The 15,186-nt window shown below is 40.6% G+C and carries 11 protein-coding genes; all 11 read left to right on the plus strand.

Features of this window, described 5'->3' with window-relative positions; all coding sequences use genetic code 11:
- The first annotated feature begins 198 nt into the window (after nucleotides 1-198).
- The 11 genes from T541_RS0101790 (at nucleotide 199) to T541_RS0101840 (ending at nucleotide 15,166) form a co-directional block, all read left to right on the plus strand.
- Nucleotides 199-579, plus strand: a complete 381-nt coding sequence (locus T541_RS0101790; RefSeq protein ID WP_026651076.1) for a GntR family transcriptional regulator — start codon at nucleotides 199-201, stop codon at nucleotides 577-579.
- On the plus strand, nucleotides 576-1,481 hold the full coding sequence (locus T541_RS0101795; RefSeq protein WP_026651077.1) for an ABC transporter ATP-binding protein: 906 nt from the start codon (nucleotides 576-578) through the stop codon (nucleotides 1,479-1,481). Before T541_RS0101790 ends, T541_RS0101795 begins: the two co-directional genes overlap by 4 nt.
- Nucleotides 1,453-3,630: an ABC transporter permease gene (locus T541_RS0101800; protein WP_026651078.1), complete on the plus strand. Its 2,178-nt coding sequence runs from the start codon at nucleotides 1,453-1,455 to the stop codon at nucleotides 3,628-3,630. Before T541_RS0101795 ends, T541_RS0101800 begins: the two co-directional genes overlap by 29 nt.
- Nucleotides 3,630-4,553 carry a carbohydrate ABC transporter permease gene (locus T541_RS18540; protein WP_034465710.1) on the plus strand — a complete coding sequence of 308 codons (924 nt, stop codon included), beginning with the start codon at nucleotides 3,630-3,632 and terminating at the stop codon, nucleotides 4,551-4,553. The genes T541_RS0101800 and T541_RS18540 overlap by 1 nt, the downstream gene beginning before the upstream one ends.
- The gene (locus T541_RS0101810) at nucleotides 4,553-5,485 is read left to right on the plus strand and encodes a carbohydrate ABC transporter permease (RefSeq protein ID WP_051538039.1); all 933 of its coding nucleotides are present in this window, start codon (nucleotides 4,553-4,555) and stop codon (nucleotides 5,483-5,485) included. The genes T541_RS18540 and T541_RS0101810 overlap by 1 nt, the downstream gene beginning before the upstream one ends.
- Nucleotides 5,486-5,498: 13 nt before the next feature.
- Nucleotides 5,499-7,049 carry an HlyD family efflux transporter periplasmic adaptor subunit gene (locus T541_RS0101815; RefSeq protein WP_026651080.1) on the plus strand — a complete coding sequence of 517 codons (1,551 nt, stop codon included), beginning with the start codon at nucleotides 5,499-5,501 and terminating at the stop codon, nucleotides 7,047-7,049.
- A complete protein-coding gene (locus T541_RS0101820; RefSeq protein ID WP_026651081.1) occupies nucleotides 7,036-8,343 on the plus strand; it encodes an ABC transporter permease in 1,308 nt (435 codons plus the stop codon). The genes T541_RS0101815 and T541_RS0101820 overlap by 14 nt, the downstream gene beginning before the upstream one ends.
- A gap of 4 nt (nucleotides 8,344-8,347) precedes the next feature.
- Nucleotides 8,348-10,852, plus strand: coding sequence for an ABC transporter substrate-binding protein (locus tag T541_RS0101825; protein ID WP_026651082.1), 2,505 nt, complete (start codon nucleotides 8,348-8,350; stop codon nucleotides 10,850-10,852).
- Nucleotides 10,853-10,942: 90 nt separating this feature from the next.
- A complete protein-coding gene (locus T541_RS0101830; RefSeq protein WP_026651083.1) occupies nucleotides 10,943-11,875 on the plus strand; it encodes an AAA family ATPase in 933 nt (310 codons plus the stop codon).
- Entirely contained in the window at nucleotides 11,872-12,942 is a 1,071-nt protein-coding gene (locus tag T541_RS0101835) for a DUF58 domain-containing protein (protein ID WP_026651084.1), read from the plus strand. The genes T541_RS0101830 and T541_RS0101835 overlap by 4 nt, the downstream gene beginning before the upstream one ends.
- Nucleotides 12,863-15,166: a transglutaminase-like domain-containing protein gene (locus T541_RS0101840; RefSeq protein ID WP_081779822.1), complete on the plus strand. Its 2,304-nt coding sequence runs from the start codon at nucleotides 12,863-12,865 to the stop codon at nucleotides 15,164-15,166. Before T541_RS0101835 ends, T541_RS0101840 begins: the two co-directional genes overlap by 80 nt.
- The last annotated feature ends 20 nt before the right edge of the window (nucleotides 15,167-15,186 follow it).

Below are 15,186 nucleotides of genomic sequence, written 5' to 3' on the forward strand. Positions count from 1 at the left end.
CAGTTCTTTTTATTGAACCGCCTTAATCTTAGAAAATTCCTGATAAAAATTAAAAAATCTGCTTGCATATTAAAAATACGAAGCGTATTATTTAACTGTACTAATAATGTTAGTACACTTAATCAAGTCATTATAACTTATCTATCAACTTGGTAAGACACAGTTTAGTAACTACACATTATGAAACAGAGGGCGGTTATGAAACTAATTGATTATCAGGATAGTAGACCAATTTATGAGCAGATAGTAGAGAACTTTAAGACTCAGATCTATAAAGGGATTCTACAGGCGGATGACCAGATGCCATCGGTACGAAGCCTTGCTATGGAATTGTCTACCAATCCAAACACGGTTCAAAAAGCATATGCTGAACTAGAACGGCAGGGTTTTATTTACACTGTTAAAGGAAGGGGCAATTTTGTTAAGGGGGATGCTTCTTTAATGGATGGAAAAAAGGAACAGCTGATCACGTCAATCGTTACTCTTTTTAAAGAGGCAGAGGATCTGGGGATTTCTCTGGATGATATCGTATCTGAGATACGAGCAAGGATTGGCGCTACCGCGGGAGGTAAGGCATGATTGAATTATTGGATTTAGAGAAGAACTTTTATGAGATAAAGGCTGTCAATCGTGTTTCACTTAATATTGCAGATGGTGAAGTCTTTGGTCTCATTGGTACCAACGGTGCCGGAAAGAGTACTCTTCTTAGAATAATAAGCGGCGTTATCAAGCCAGATAAGGGAATTGCCCTTGTTGATAACAGACCAATATATGATAACCCTGATGTTAAGAAGGATATCTTTTACATCTCAGATGAGCAGTACTTTCTTCCTAATGCAACACCAGAGGAAATGGCTGACTACTATAACGATATTTACGACACCTTTGATAAGTCCAGATTCTATAAGATGTGCGAAGGCTTTAACCTGGATCACAAAAGAAAGATCAGCACCTTTTCAAAGGGTATGAAAAAGCAGGTGTCAATTCTTCTTGGCCTGTGTGCTGGAACTAAGTATCTTCTCTGCGATGAGACCTTCGATGGACTTGATCCAGTGGTCCGCCAGGCAGTAAAGAGCTTATTTGCAGCAGAGATGGCAGACAGAGGACTTACACCGGTTATTGCTTCTCACAACTTAAGAGAGCTTGAGGATATATGCGACCACGTAGGACTTCTTCATGAAGGCGGAGTAATCCTTTCACAGGATATTGAGAACATGAAGCTTTCCATGCAGAAGGTACAGTGCGTATTTGCAAATGAAGAGGATGAGAAGAAGGCTCTTGAGGGGCTTGAAGTTCTTATCCATGACAGAAGAGGAAGACTTAATACGATTACTATTCGTGGGGAAAGAGAAACAATAGAAGATGCCTTTAAGAGAGGAAATCCTGTTTTCTTTGAAGTATTATCTCTTTCTTTAGAGGAAATATTCATAAGTGAAACGGAGGTAGTGGGGTATGACATCCGCAAATTTATCCTTAACTGATAAGCTCAGAAGCAGGAAAAAATATATATCAAGAACACTTTGGACTTCATATCTTGCAATTCTTATTTTTGCTGTATATCACGTCCTTGGTGTAGTGATGATGGTTTCAAGATCCATGAACTATGCAGCAATTCATCCACAGGCTTTTGAGGTTCTTAAGCTTGAGAAATGCAGAGCTGTTACAAGAATTCTTGGTATTGAAGGTATAGGCTGGTTTTTTGTTATTATTACCGCTTTGATGTTTGCCTTCCAGGCATTTTCCTATGTTTTTAATCAGAGCAAAATGGATTTTTACTTAAGTCAGCCCACAACTAGAGGACAGAGAATCAGAAAGAACTATTTTGAAGCTATTTTCACCTTCGTAGCGATCTACGTGATCACTGAAATGATAGCTCTTATCATAGCTCTTTGCATGGGAGCAGTAAGCGCAGCGGTTCTCATTTCAGCACTTATTGAGACATTAAGAAATCTGATACTGTTCTTAACTGTATACAACGTCACAGTTCTGGCCATCATGCTTACAGGATCTCTTCCAATAGCTATGCTTTTGACAGCATTCTTTGGAATTGTAAGTATCGTTATTGGTGTAGAGAGTAGTTTTTACCAGCAGGTCTTTTTCAAGACCTACTCATGGCATAGCAAATTAAATATCTGGCTTTGTCCTTTATATGACAGATATATGGCTTTAACAGCAATTTCACGTGGAATTAGTAGTTATGGCTATGATATTTCTGTAGCATCAGTAGTTAACACATATCTAAACGCCATTAAGTTTGATATTGATATTCTTGTTGTTGGGATCATTGCCCTTATCTTTGTGATGATATTCAGCAAGTTAAGAAGAGCTGAGTGGGCAAGTAAGAGCATTGCCTTCAGACCTTTCAGATGGGCGCTTAAGGTTCTTATCTCTGTTCTTGGAGGACTTCTTGCTGGTTACATTGTGTACATGGTTTACGAATCTGTATGGAGCACCAAGCACTTTGTAATGATGGCTATCATTATGGTAATAGCATCATTTATTGTAGGCTGCATCTGTGAAGTTATCCTTGAGGGTAATGTAAGAAGAACGTTTAAGGGCCTTGGCCAGACTGTTATGGCAATGGCGCTGGTACTTCTCGTATTCATTATTTATAGAGGCGACCTTCTTGGATATGACAGCTATATTCCAAGCAAGAATTCAATTAAGAGCTGCGCTATAGTCGGTTTGCAAGAATCAAGCATGTTCAGAGCTTATTCTATATCTGATCAGGACCATAATTACATTAATTACTTTGATAATTACGATGAGAACAATATGGTGATCACTGATCTTGATAACTTCCTTAAGCTTGCTTCCTACGGCATGAAGCAGATGAAGACAGTAGAGCCATACAATTACGATTATTACCAGGAAGGAATTGAGATTACCGTTCTATATAGGCTTAAGAATGGTATGAGTAAGTACAGAACCCTCTATATTCCTTACGATACAGATCCATCTCTTTTAGCAAGCGTTATTGATACAGAGGCCTTCAAAAAGGGCGCCTTCCCTTGCTTTGGAGATGATGTCATCAGAGAAACTGTTAAGAATTCACGTACAAGACTTAACTACAGCAATATAAATGGAAATGTAGAGACATTAGAGGTTCCTTATACAGAGCTCAGTGATGCATACAGACAGGATATTCTTGATCACTATAACTATGAGCTTGCAAGTACAGAGGTTCCTATAGGACGTATCATTTACTCAATAGAGGGTGATAACTCAGCTGATATGGAGATACCTGTCTACGAGGAATTTACCAATCTCATTGCACTTCTTAAGAAATATGATGTGTATCTTGAAAATGAGATGGATGTTTCCAATATTAGAAGCGTTGTTGTTACCAATTATTATCCTGGCTATGACCTGGAAGAAATCAGTTATTCAGACATTACAGAGGATTATATCCCATCAACAGAGGCAACCTATTCTGATCCTGATCAGATAAAAGAGATACTTGAAGGAGCCAGATCTGACAACTTTATGGGAACCTTTTATAACTACACTGATACTAATCCTCAGTATTTCATTCAGGTTAACTTAAATGACCTACCTGATTATTATTCAAATTATTTTGCATTTTACAAAGGGAGAGTTCCTGAGTTTGTGGTTCAGGACACTAACTAGTGAAAAAGTTTCTGGAACGAGTAAAAAGAAAACTTCATAGGTTACTTAAGGGACAGCTATCTGCAAACGAGAAGAAGAGTCTTATCTCATGGCTCTTTCTTCTGCCTTCCCTTATAGGAGTGTTGATATTTTTTGTAATACCTTTCTTCGTCGTTATTTACTACTCTCTGATCAACAATCCTATTCAGAAGGAGTTTGTTGGATTTATAAATTTTGTAAACGTATGGAACAACTCAGCCTTTAGGCTGGCGGGGCTTAATACTCTTAAGTTCTCTTTAGTGGCAGTTCCCATGGCAGTATTATTATCTCTTTTCCTTGCAGCAGTCATGGAGTCCAGAATTCCATTTAAGAGTTACTTCAGGTCGTTCTTCTTAAGCCCCATTATGGTTCCTACGGCTTCCATCGTTCTTATCTGGCAGGTGGTATTCCACTACAACGGTCTGTTCAACAATCTGACAGCTACCTTTGGTGCAGACAAGATCGACTGGCTTAAGTCAGATCATGCCCAGCTTGTGATCATTTTCCTGTTTTTATGGAAGAATCTGGGATACAACATGATCCTTTTTATGTCAGCTCTGGCCAGTATCCCTAAGGACCTTTTGGAAGTAGCAGCCCTGGAGAATGCAAGTAAGTTCCAGATATTCTGGCACATTAAAGTCAGATTCATGTCATCAACAATAGCCTTTGTCACCATTATGTCACTTATCAATTCCTTTAAGGTGTTCAGAGAGGTTTACCTGATGACGGGCGATTATCCTTACGATCCTTTATATATGCTTCAGCATTTTATGAACAATACATTTACATCCCTTGATTATCAGAAGCTGTCTTCGGCAGCCATCATCATGTTCATAGTTGTTACTGTGCTGGTTTATTTAATGCTTAGATGTGAGAATCACTACGGAAGAGATGTGGAAGGATAATGGCAGTAAGACTACAGGATAGATACCTTAACAGAATAAAAAAGAAAAAGAGAAGAATAGACAGACTTAAGACCGCTATAGTCACCATTGCAGCATTTCTTTTCGCCTTCGCATTTCTGATGCCGACCATACTTACCATCACTAATTCATTCATGTCGTCCTCAGAAATAAGCGCTAACTACGGAAGCGTGTTTGCCACAACGGAAAAGGGCGGAAAGGTATTCATTTCCAAGACTGTTAATCTTAAGTTTATTCCGGATATGGTTTCCTTTTCTCAGTACTATACAGTTCTTTTTAAAAGTCCTGAGTACCTGATGAAATTCTGGAATTCAATTATATATGTTGTCCCTATTGTGACCATACAGCTGGCCATTGCAACGCTGGCGGCCTACGGCTTTTCAAGATACGGGGGCAGGATAAAAAGAGGAATATTCTTTGCATATATAGTACTGATGCTGATGCCTTATCAGGTAACTCTGGTGCCAAACTTCATGGTATCCAAGTGGATGGGCATTTACGATACAAGATGGGCCATATGGCTTCCAGGATTCTTTTCACCCTTTGCGGTATATCTTTTAACCAAGTTCATGAAGAGAATTCCTACAGAGGTTATAGAAGCAGCCTCCATTGACGGGGCCGGGGAATGGTATATCTTTTCCCGCATCAACATGCCCCTTTGTAAGGGCGGAATTGTATCAATAGCAATTTTAGTATTTTTTGACTACTGGAACATGGTTGAACAGCCACTGATTCTTTTAACTAACTCGGACTACCACCCGCTGTCAGTGTTCCTGTCTAAGATAAATACAGGCGAGATAAGCCTTGCCTTTGCGGTTGCCGTTATTTATCTGGTACCGCCACTACTTATTTTCCTATATGGAGAAGATTATCTGGTTCAGGGTATTTCCTACCAGGGAGGAATAAAGGGATAAAGGGAGAGAGTATATGTCAGAAGTAATTGAAACTAAGAACGAAGTGGACAAAGAGGAAGTTAAGTCCAGAGATAAAAAGGATAAGATTAAAAATGTAGCCATAGCCTTTTTGACTATCATGCTTATTCTTACCTTCTTTTCAAATACCATCATGAACTATTCACTTCCACAGGTTGCCACCTCACAGATCACAGATGGTTCTATTACACCAACCATTAGAGGAACAGGAACTGTTTCCAGTGAGGATCCATATAACGTAACTGTTAAGGAGACCCGTAAGATCTCAGGAGTTGCGGTAAAAGAGGGATCTCATGTGGAAATTGGTGATGTTATCTACTACCTTGAGGATAAGGAATCTACAGAGCTGGCTGATGCCAAGAAGACTCTGGATGAGCTGGAGCTTTCCTATGAGCAGGCTCTTTTCTCAGGTGATGTTCCAGATAGCGTTATTACCAACGTAAGAAGTGGAAGGAACACAACCTACGATACTTACCAGGCAGAGCTTAAGGCAGTTCAGGATAAGTACGATGCTGCTAAGGCTGCCGATGATGCGGCTCAGGCGGCAGTTGATTATTACACTAACCTGGCAGCTTCTGAATCTGCAGAGAATTCTTATAATACTTCAACACCTGATTACATGATTGCTCAGCTTCAGTATGAGCTTGTATGTGCTCAGCAGGCAGGAGATGAAGAGAAAGTTCAGGAGATCAATAAGCAGATTGCAGAGCTTGAAAAGGATAAGTCACAGCTTTCTACCTATGGAAATCAGCAGGGCTACAGCGCAGCTAAAGAACTGGCTGCTGCTAACCAGGCTAAGACCAAGACAGCCCAGGCTCTTAAGGATGCTACTGAAGAAAAGGAAGAGCTTTTAAAGAGTATCAATACTGAGATCAGCCTTTGCCAGCTTCGCGATAAGATCACAGAGCAGAAGGAAACAATAGCTAAGCTTGAGGCTGAATCTACAGGCGCATCTGTACAGGCTCCTGTTGCAGGAACAATATCAAGCCTTGCCAAGGTTGCCGGTGAGAGTACATCAGCAGATGAGACCATCGCTGTTATTCAGGTAGATGGTAAGGACATGACAACTTCCTTTAGCGTAACTAATGCTCAGGCAAAGAAGCTTACAGTTGGTGACGAGGCAAGACCACAGAATCCATGGCAGTTCAGTGAAGATTTTAAGGCTACTCTTACAGCTATCAGAAACGATAAGTCAGATCCAGCCAATAAAAAAGAGCTGGTATTTAAGATAGAGAGTACAGAAGTAACCCAGGGACAGAGCATTTCTCTTGCCATTGGAGAAAAGTCAGTTCAGTATGACATGATCGTTCCAAATAGTGCCATCAAGACAGACAGTAATGGTAAATTTGTTCTTATAGTCACAAGTAAATCAAGTCCTCTTGGAAACAGATATATTGCTACCAGAGTTGAAGTAAATGTGGTTGCAAGCGATGACAACAACACAGCGATTACAGCAGCCATCGATCCTTATGAATATGTAATTACAACCGCTTCTTCATTAGTAAAATCAGGAGATCAGGTAAGGCTAGCAAATGACCAGGGTTAAAGACATAATCACAGACATTTACAACAAGTTCATACAAAAGGTAAAAGAGATATTTACAAGTAAGCGTAAGCTTAGGGTTGCTATTCTCTTGATAATCCTGTTACTTGCAGATATAATCCTAGGACTTATCAGCAGGCACATAATTGGTCTTATGCCAGAGCAGCATGAAGCATCCAGATGGTCCGATGATGGAAAATCAGCCCAGGTCAGTGTTTTCTTTTCTGAAGACCAGGCCATAACGGAGGATTCTATCAAAAGGCTTGTCTATGAAATAGATCAAAAGCTTGTGGAAGCTGGCGTAACCAATAACGATGCCGATGATGAGATTGATAAAAAGGATTCTCCTTCCAATATCATAGATACTCAGCCCCTTGGTCAGGAAGAAGAGAAAGACCAGGAAGAGCCAAAGGAAGAGGACACCGGGATATCATCTCTATATACCACCTGCTACAGCGCCCAAGGTTATGTAGATATTTCTTTTGAAAACAGAAAGGCTGAGAAGGTTAAGACCATCGGAATCGGAGGAGATTTTTTTCTTTTCCATCCCCTTGAGCTTGTAAGGGGAGCTTATATTAGCGGCGATGATCTTATGAAGGACGGCATCATTGTTGACGAGGACCTGGCCTGGAATCTGTTTGGTTCAATAGATATCGTAGGTCAGCAGGTTACAATTGATGACATTCCCCACTATGTAAAGGGGGTAGTCAAAAGACCTGGTGGCAGAATGAACAAGGCTGCAGGACTTTCAGAATCCTATGCTTATATTTCACTGGATTCCCTTGCCAAGTATGGAACCATCCTTAGCGGAAGGACCCAGGAAGAGGCAGAAGAAGAGGGAGCCTACACTTCAGGACTAACAGGTGGCATTAACTGTTTTGAGATTGTTTGTCCATCTCCTGTTGAAGGAATAGCTGCCAAGGCAGTTAAGGAGAGCACAGGCCTTGATGATGCCCATGTAACAGTTATAGATAACACAACCAGATTTAAAAACCTGTCTCTTGCCAAGATCATCTTTAAGGTAGGAACAAGAAGCATGTGGGATAAGGCTATCTTTTATCCCTACTGGGAGAATATAGCAAGAGGCTATGAAGATATACTGGCAATGCTTTTGTTTGTGAGGTTCTTATGTGTTGCCACAATAGTTATCATCATCGCAGTTCTTATAGTTAAGGCTTATAAGAACAAGAAATGGAATCTAGAGCTTATCATCAATAAGCTTTCAGATATGAAATATGATTTTGATGTAAAACGAAAGATGAAAAAGGATAGTAAAGTAAAGGAAAGTGGGGAGTAATATTATGGAAAAGAAAAAGTTATTAGCTAAAAAGATATTAGTAAGTGCCCTTTTTGTTTCTCTTATGGCGTCTTTATTTACAGGCTGTAACAAGAACAAGAATAAGGGCGATAGTCTCATCGATCAGGCAAGCTCTGGTTCTAAGGACTACGTGTTTAAGGGTGAGACTATTGATCTTGGCTTTAATGTGGAGGATCAGTACCTGTTTAGTCTTCAGCTTCAGGGTGACAAGCTCTATGCTATGGCAAGAGACAATAATACCAATGATGTAAATGTATATACCCTTAATACTGATGGCGAGAAGCTGGGTTCCTATACTGTCAACTGCGGAGATAATGGCTATTTTGGTGGTGGCAGTGCAACCTTTGATAAAGATGGCAATCTCTACTGCACAATTGAAGAGTATAACTACGATTATGATGATCCTGAGCTTTACATTGATGACAGCACTAATTCTGAAAACACTGGTGATGAACAGGAGAATCCTTTAGAAGAGGATATGGAGAATTCAGGCATGGCTGAACCTACAGTGGTAGAGCCAGCTAATGAAGACGAAACAGTAGAAGAAGTTACAGAAGAAGCTGCTGAAGAAACTTCCGGGGATACAGATGTTGATACTGAAGAAGACATCGAAGGAATGGGCGAAGATGGCGAGGGCTATTATGATTCCGACAGCCATACTTATCTTGCCAAGTTTGATTCAACAGGAACTCCTATTTTCAAGAATGAGATCACCTCTCCAGATGGCTATGTATATGTTTATTCTCTTTGCTATACAGATGCAGCCGGCCTTCTTATGAGTGATACTACAGGAATCCATAAGGTTACAGATGATGGACAGATCTCTGACTTCGTTAAAGTCGGAGAGAATGAGGATTCTTACACTATCTACAATGGCTTTAACAACTATATCTTTGTGTCTCACTATGGAGATATGGGTATTGAATTTAGTACTCTTGATCCTACAAGTGGTGCTATTTCAGAGAAATCCGGTTCAATTCAGGGCTACTCAGATTATGGCTTCTTTACAGGAAACGGATATGAACTCTATGCAAGTAACAGTGAAGGTGTCTTTGGCTACGACAAGAAGTCTGATTCTTTAACTAAGATCCTTGATTTTATGGATTCAGACCTTAATGTAGAATATGCACTTGATGGAGCTGTTGCCATCAGTGATACAGTGTTCTTTGCTCTTATACCTGACTTTGATTACAACTACTCACTTATGAAGCTCACCAAGGTTCCACCAGAAGAGGTTAAGGACAGAGAGCTTATAACTGTAGCAGGAACATATATTAACTACAACGTTAGAAAGGCAGCCCTTCAGTTTAATCAGAATAACCCGGATTACAGAATCAAGCTTGTGGACTATTCAAGCTATGATACAGAGGATGACTGGAATGCTGGTTCTACACAGTTCAATATGGACATTGTTTCAGGTAACACACCTGACGTAATGCTTTTCTCAAGTGATGATCCTGTTGAGAGCTATTTTAACAAGGGTGTCTGCCTTGACCTTTATTCACTTCTTAATAGCGACGAAGAGACTAAGGATGTACAGTTCCTTGATAATGTTATGAAGGCTCTTGAGACAAACGGAAAGCTCTATAGAATTGCTCCAGAGTATGTAATCGAGACTATATCTACTAAGAAGTCATACCTTAATAACGAAAACACTTTATCTACAGATGAGTGCAAGCAGCTTGTTGATGCCAAGGGCACATCTCTTGATAAGGCCTTTGGTGGTCTCTACAACACCAGCATGCTTACCTATGGAATTCTTTTCTCAGGTCAGCACTATATCGACTGGGAGAATAAGAAGTGCAGCTTTAACTCACAGGAATTTATCAACTTCCTTGAGCTTGCCAACGAGCTTCCTTCAGAGGATGACGAAAGCGCATTCTCTTATGATGGCGACTACGATGAGCTTTATAGAACAGGAGATTCACTGTTCCACTTCTGCTACTTATATAACTTTAAGGTATTTGCAAGAGATAGACAGGCTATCTTTAATGATGAAGTAGCACTTTGCGGAATTCCTAATGATTTTGGAGCTAACTGCTCAATCATCTTCCCTGATTATTCTATGGCTATCAGTGCTTCTACCAAGCATAAGGATGGCGCATGGGCCTTTGTTAAGTCCTTCCTTTCAGAGGAGTATCAGGACAGCCTTGATTATACTTTCCCTATCAGAGAATCAAGCTTTGATAAGATGGCGCAGGCTTCTACTGAGAAACAGTACGACATCGTAAATGGAGAGAAGGTAGAGAGGGAAGAGTACTACTACATTGGCGATGAAGAGATCATCCTTGAACCACTTTCCAAGGAGGATGCAGAGTATCTTAAGAGCTTCATCAAGTCCCTTGATATTGTGGGTGGCTATAACAACGATATCATAAACATCGTTACAGAAGAGGCTTCAGCATACTTCAGCGGACAGAAGTCAGCTCAGGAGGTTGCAGACATTATCCAGAGCCGAGTATCAATTTACGTAAACGAAAATAGCTGATATTTTTTGAAAAGACCCTAACCATCACGGTTGGGGTCTTATTTTTGTGGTAGAATAGAAGTTAACTATTATTCGTTTTGTGGGGGCAATATGGGAAAAGAGAATACGACAATCATCAGTTTGACAGAAAACATCAGGAAAAGACTAATCGGAAAGGATGATGTAATAAGGAAAGTCATCATCTGTCTAATTGCGCAGGGACATGTCCTTTTAGAGGATGTTCCGGGAGTGGGGAAAACGTCTCTTGCCAAAGCACTTGCCGATTCTATTTCCGTTTCTTTTTCAAGGATACAGTGTACGCCGGATACAACACCTGCGGATATCACTGGCCTTTCTATCTACAGTTCCTCAAATGAAAGCTTTCAGATTGTTCCAGGTCCGGTAAATAATAATATTGTTTTGGCAGATGAGCTTAATAGAACATCGCCCAAGACCCAGTCTGCCCTTTTGGAGGTTATGGAGGAGCATAGGATAACTATTGATGGAAAAGATATCCCGGTTCCAGAGCCCTTTATGGTAATCGGAACTCAGAATCCTTCCCAGATGGCGGGCACATATCCATTACCGGAGGCCTCCCTTGACAGATTCATGATGAAATTATCTGTAGGCTATCCGGATTCTTCTGCTTCTGAAGATATGGCAAAGAGATTCCTTGAGGGAAGCCTTCATGAAAAGACTGAGTCTGTGTGCTCTGGACAAGATATTCTTGAAATGCAGAAGGAGTGCCAAAAGGTTACTATTCATGACAACCTAAGAGCCTATGCAGTTCAGATAATAGAGGCCACCAGAAATAAAGCGGAAGTATCTTGCGGTGCATCACCAAGGGCTCTTTTATCATTGCTTCGCTGCGCTCAGGCTATAGCCTATATAGACGGAAGGGACTACTGTATCCCTGAGGATATTGCAGAGGCAGCCAAGCTCTCTATTCCGCACAGGCTTGTGCTTTCGACAGAATCTAAGCTTAGCAAGGTGACTAAAGAGGACATAGTTAATAAGATCCTTACACAAGTGAAAGTGCCATGAAGATCAAGATCCATAGAGTAGGACTAATACTATATCTTATCGAGCTGGGGGGAAGCCTTACATTTTCAAGTTTTTATGGAGGGCCTGTTTCTTATGCGCTTCTTTACGGTGTTCTTTTGATAATTCCCATATCCATTATTTATATTGTGGTGAACTACCATTTCCTTAGAATCTATCAGGAAATCGAGGTTCACAAGCTGACAAAGGGTGAGGAGCATCGCTTTCGTGCATCTTTTGATAATGCCGGAATCCTTCCGATCCACCGGATGAAGATATTTCTTTATTCTGACAGATGTAATCTCTTTGATATTGCTGATGGTCAGGAGATATCTCTTTCTATCTTTGAGAAAAAAGAGCTGACCTCAATAATTAGCTGCAGATACGCAGGAGCCTACTACGTTGGAATAGAGAAGGTGGCCTTTACTGATCCCTTTGGAATCTTCACCCTCCAGATAGATATTCCGTATTCCTTCAGGGCTATTGTAAGTCCCAGAATCACTCATGACGCCGACAGAATCCTTGATATTGAGAACATTGTTAATAATAGCGGTTTTAAGAGCGACAGGCTCTATGAGGATATTCCGGGAAGTGACGTAAGGCCATATCAGAAGGGGGATTCCTACAGGCAGATCAACTGGAAGGTATCTGCAAGGCTAAATGACCTTTATGTAAGAATTCCAGACAGAATGGAGAAAAGAACTGTCTCTATCCTGATGCAGGCCGTGGACGTTAAAGAGATAGATCAGGATATAGAATTTCTAAAACAAAGAGATCAGTTCCTGGAATTTGCAGTGTCCATTGCATGGCACTTTGGAGAGCAGATGGTTCCTGTAAAGATCATATATCCTTCTGGGAAGATAACAGAGTATGTGGTGGATTCCTACGACAGCTTCCTTGAGTTTTATAACCTGGTGGCTGATGGAATCTTTTACAGTTCAGATGAGGATTATAACAAGCTACAGAGTATGACGTTGGAGGCAGCAAGTAATGACAGGGCTGGTGAAACCTGTATCATCATCAGAGAGGACAGATGCAAGGAAGACGATTACTACCTTGTTTGCGGATGAGCTTAAGGCTTTTCTGTTTTCTTTTGCATGCTTTTATATTGGGCTTTCTGTCTTTCTTTTAATAAAGGGTGAGAGCTTTGAATTCCAGGGGGCTATTTTTGCCCTTTTAGTGTCATGTTTTTATTTGTTTTACTGCCTACTTGAATATCTTTTTAGAAGGCTTGTAGATAATGCTGCGTCTTCAATATTTTCAGTTCTTCCAGCTATAGTTTTGTTCTTTGTGTTAAAAGAGCTAAATCTTTGGCCCTACGCTGAGATAGCGGTAATTTGCGCAGCACTCTTAAGGCTTTTAGTTGTTTTTATGCCATTTAAAGAGATGGTGATCCAATATGGCATTCTTGTATTGGATGTGATAGCCATCTGCCTTTTCTTTATCTGTGGCTGCTTTAAGGGAGGCAAAATAGCAGATAAGCTCTTATTTGTTTTTCTTGTGATCCTTACTTTTTCTACAGTTCAGAGTGTTGTTTTTGAAAAGAGAAAGAGTAGCTTTCCCTTTTACTATTTTGTGGTCATGGCAATTCTTGTGGCGATAATTCCCATGAAGAGCGATCCTATAGACTGGACTAAGGTCGTTGATGCCGGTCAGAGAGTGATAAATTCTATTATAACCATGGCTAACAATGCATCCTATGTGTTTTCGTCTGCTTTTTCAGAGGATTCCTATTACACGGGTTATAACTCTCTTAATGTTAAAGGCGGCAAGATCACTGGCTCAGCCAAGCAGCAGATAATAATTAGAACGTCTGATAAACCCTACGTTAATTTCGTTGATGAAGAAACAAACGTAAGGATGAAGATGAGACGGACTATTTACCTTGCTGGTGGAAGAGGCTCTGACATAGAGAATCTCATAAGCTTCGTGTCGCTCCTTCATGAAAACGGCGTTGATAAGGAATATGCTTTTCTATTTTCCAAGACCGCCAAGCTTGAAGTTGAGTACGTCTATCTTGATACCTGTGATGAAATAGCGCCAATGGCGTCCTTTAAGCTTCTAAGTAATGGCAGTGTACTTACAGATGGTGTAAGTAGTAAAAGGCATAAAAAGGGCTATTCTTTAAGTGCAAGCTATATAGATATCGATTATGGAAGCCCGTACCTTATTGAAATGATGAAAAATGCAAAGGGCAGTGGTAGTGACATTACCATGTCCTATGAAGAGGCCTGTGAGTATGTGGATATGCTCTATGGCATAGAGCTTCAGGATCTTATATCCAAAGAGGACTACGAGACAAAGATTTCTAAAAGAGATAGCTCTTTTGACCAGTATCTGGATACTACCGGGGTTGGAGAAGAGCTTAAGAGCCTTACAAGTACCGTTACTGAGGGGATACAGAATGATTATGACAAATGTAAGGTGATTGAAGGGTATCTTAGGCAGTACAAGTATAATACCAGTGTTTCAGGGGCTTCGGGGGGAGACCTTGATATGAGCAGCGCTGCAGGTCTTTCAGATATTGCAGATAGGTTCCTGTTTGAAAACAAAGAAGGATACTGCGTCCACTATACTTCAGCCATGGTGATGATGCTAAGACTTTCAGGAATCCCAGCAAGGGTGTGTTTTGGCTACCGCTATGTCTATCCCTTTGAGCAACAGGAATCTTATGTGGTAGATGGAAGCTGCGCCCATACCTGGCCTGAAGCCTATATAGAGAATGTGGGCTGGGTTCCCTTTGAGCCTACAAGCACCTTTATGACAGCTGCGGATTACTCCTGGCATGCTAAGGCTAAGGAAGATAAGGTAGCGGCAAACAAAGTGGCTATAGCCCAGGTTCCGGAAATACCGCCACTTATAGATGTGGAAAAATCAGAAATCGATGAAGAACCTTCTGATAATACCACCATTAAGGTTTTGTATCTGGCAGCTCTTGTGGTCATCAGCATAATTCTTTTAGTTGTGATACTGATTGCGGGAACCTTCTTTATCAGAAAGCTAAGATACAAAAGGGCTGGCAAAGCCATGAAGGTCAGAATGGATGTGGATATGATCAAAAAAGCTCTCCTCAAAGGAAACAAGGGCGATTTTATCGACAGAGGTCTTTTATCTGACTATGTTTTGCTGGCATCACCAGAGCTTAAAGATGATGTAAGCAGTGTTTTTGATATTTATTACGGGATCCTTTATGGCGGAGCTGTAGACCAGGATATTACGGACAGGGACAGTGAGCTTTCCATGGATGTCAGACAAAGAGTCAGAAAATCAGTTAAAAGAAGAGGAAAAGGATAAAATAAATCTGTATTTAGACA

The sequence above is a fragment of the Butyrivibrio proteoclasticus P6B7 genome, assembly GCF_000622085.1.
Classification (GTDB): Bacteria; Bacillota; Clostridia; order Lachnospirales; family Lachnospiraceae; genus Butyrivibrio; species Butyrivibrio proteoclasticus_A.

Coding starts and splice junctions, on each gene's coding strand:
- T541_RS0101790 (WP_026651076.1), top strand. CDS start 199: ATGAAACTAATTGATTATCAGGATAGTAGACCAATTTATGAGCAGATA.
- T541_RS0101795 (WP_026651077.1), top strand. CDS start 576: ATGATTGAATTATTGGATTTAGAGAAGAACTTTTATGAGATAAAGGCT.
- T541_RS0101800 (WP_026651078.1), top strand. CDS start 1,453: ATGACATCCGCAAATTTATCCTTAACTGATAAGCTCAGAAGCAGGAAA.
- T541_RS0101810 (WP_051538039.1), top strand. CDS start 4,553: ATGGCAGTAAGACTACAGGATAGATACCTTAACAGAATAAAAAAGAAA.
- T541_RS0101815 (WP_026651080.1), top strand. CDS start 5,499: ATGTCAGAAGTAATTGAAACTAAGAACGAAGTGGACAAAGAGGAAGTT.
- T541_RS0101820 (WP_026651081.1), top strand. CDS start 7,036: ATGACCAGGGTTAAAGACATAATCACAGACATTTACAACAAGTTCATA.
- T541_RS0101825 (WP_026651082.1), top strand. CDS start 8,348: ATGGAAAAGAAAAAGTTATTAGCTAAAAAGATATTAGTAAGTGCCCTT.
- T541_RS0101830 (WP_026651083.1), top strand. CDS start 10,943: ATGGGAAAAGAGAATACGACAATCATCAGTTTGACAGAAAACATCAGG.
- T541_RS0101835 (WP_026651084.1), top strand. CDS start 11,872: ATGAAGATCAAGATCCATAGAGTAGGACTAATACTATATCTTATCGAG.
- T541_RS0101840 (WP_081779822.1), top strand. CDS start 12,863: ATGACAGGGCTGGTGAAACCTGTATCATCATCAGAGAGGACAGATGCA.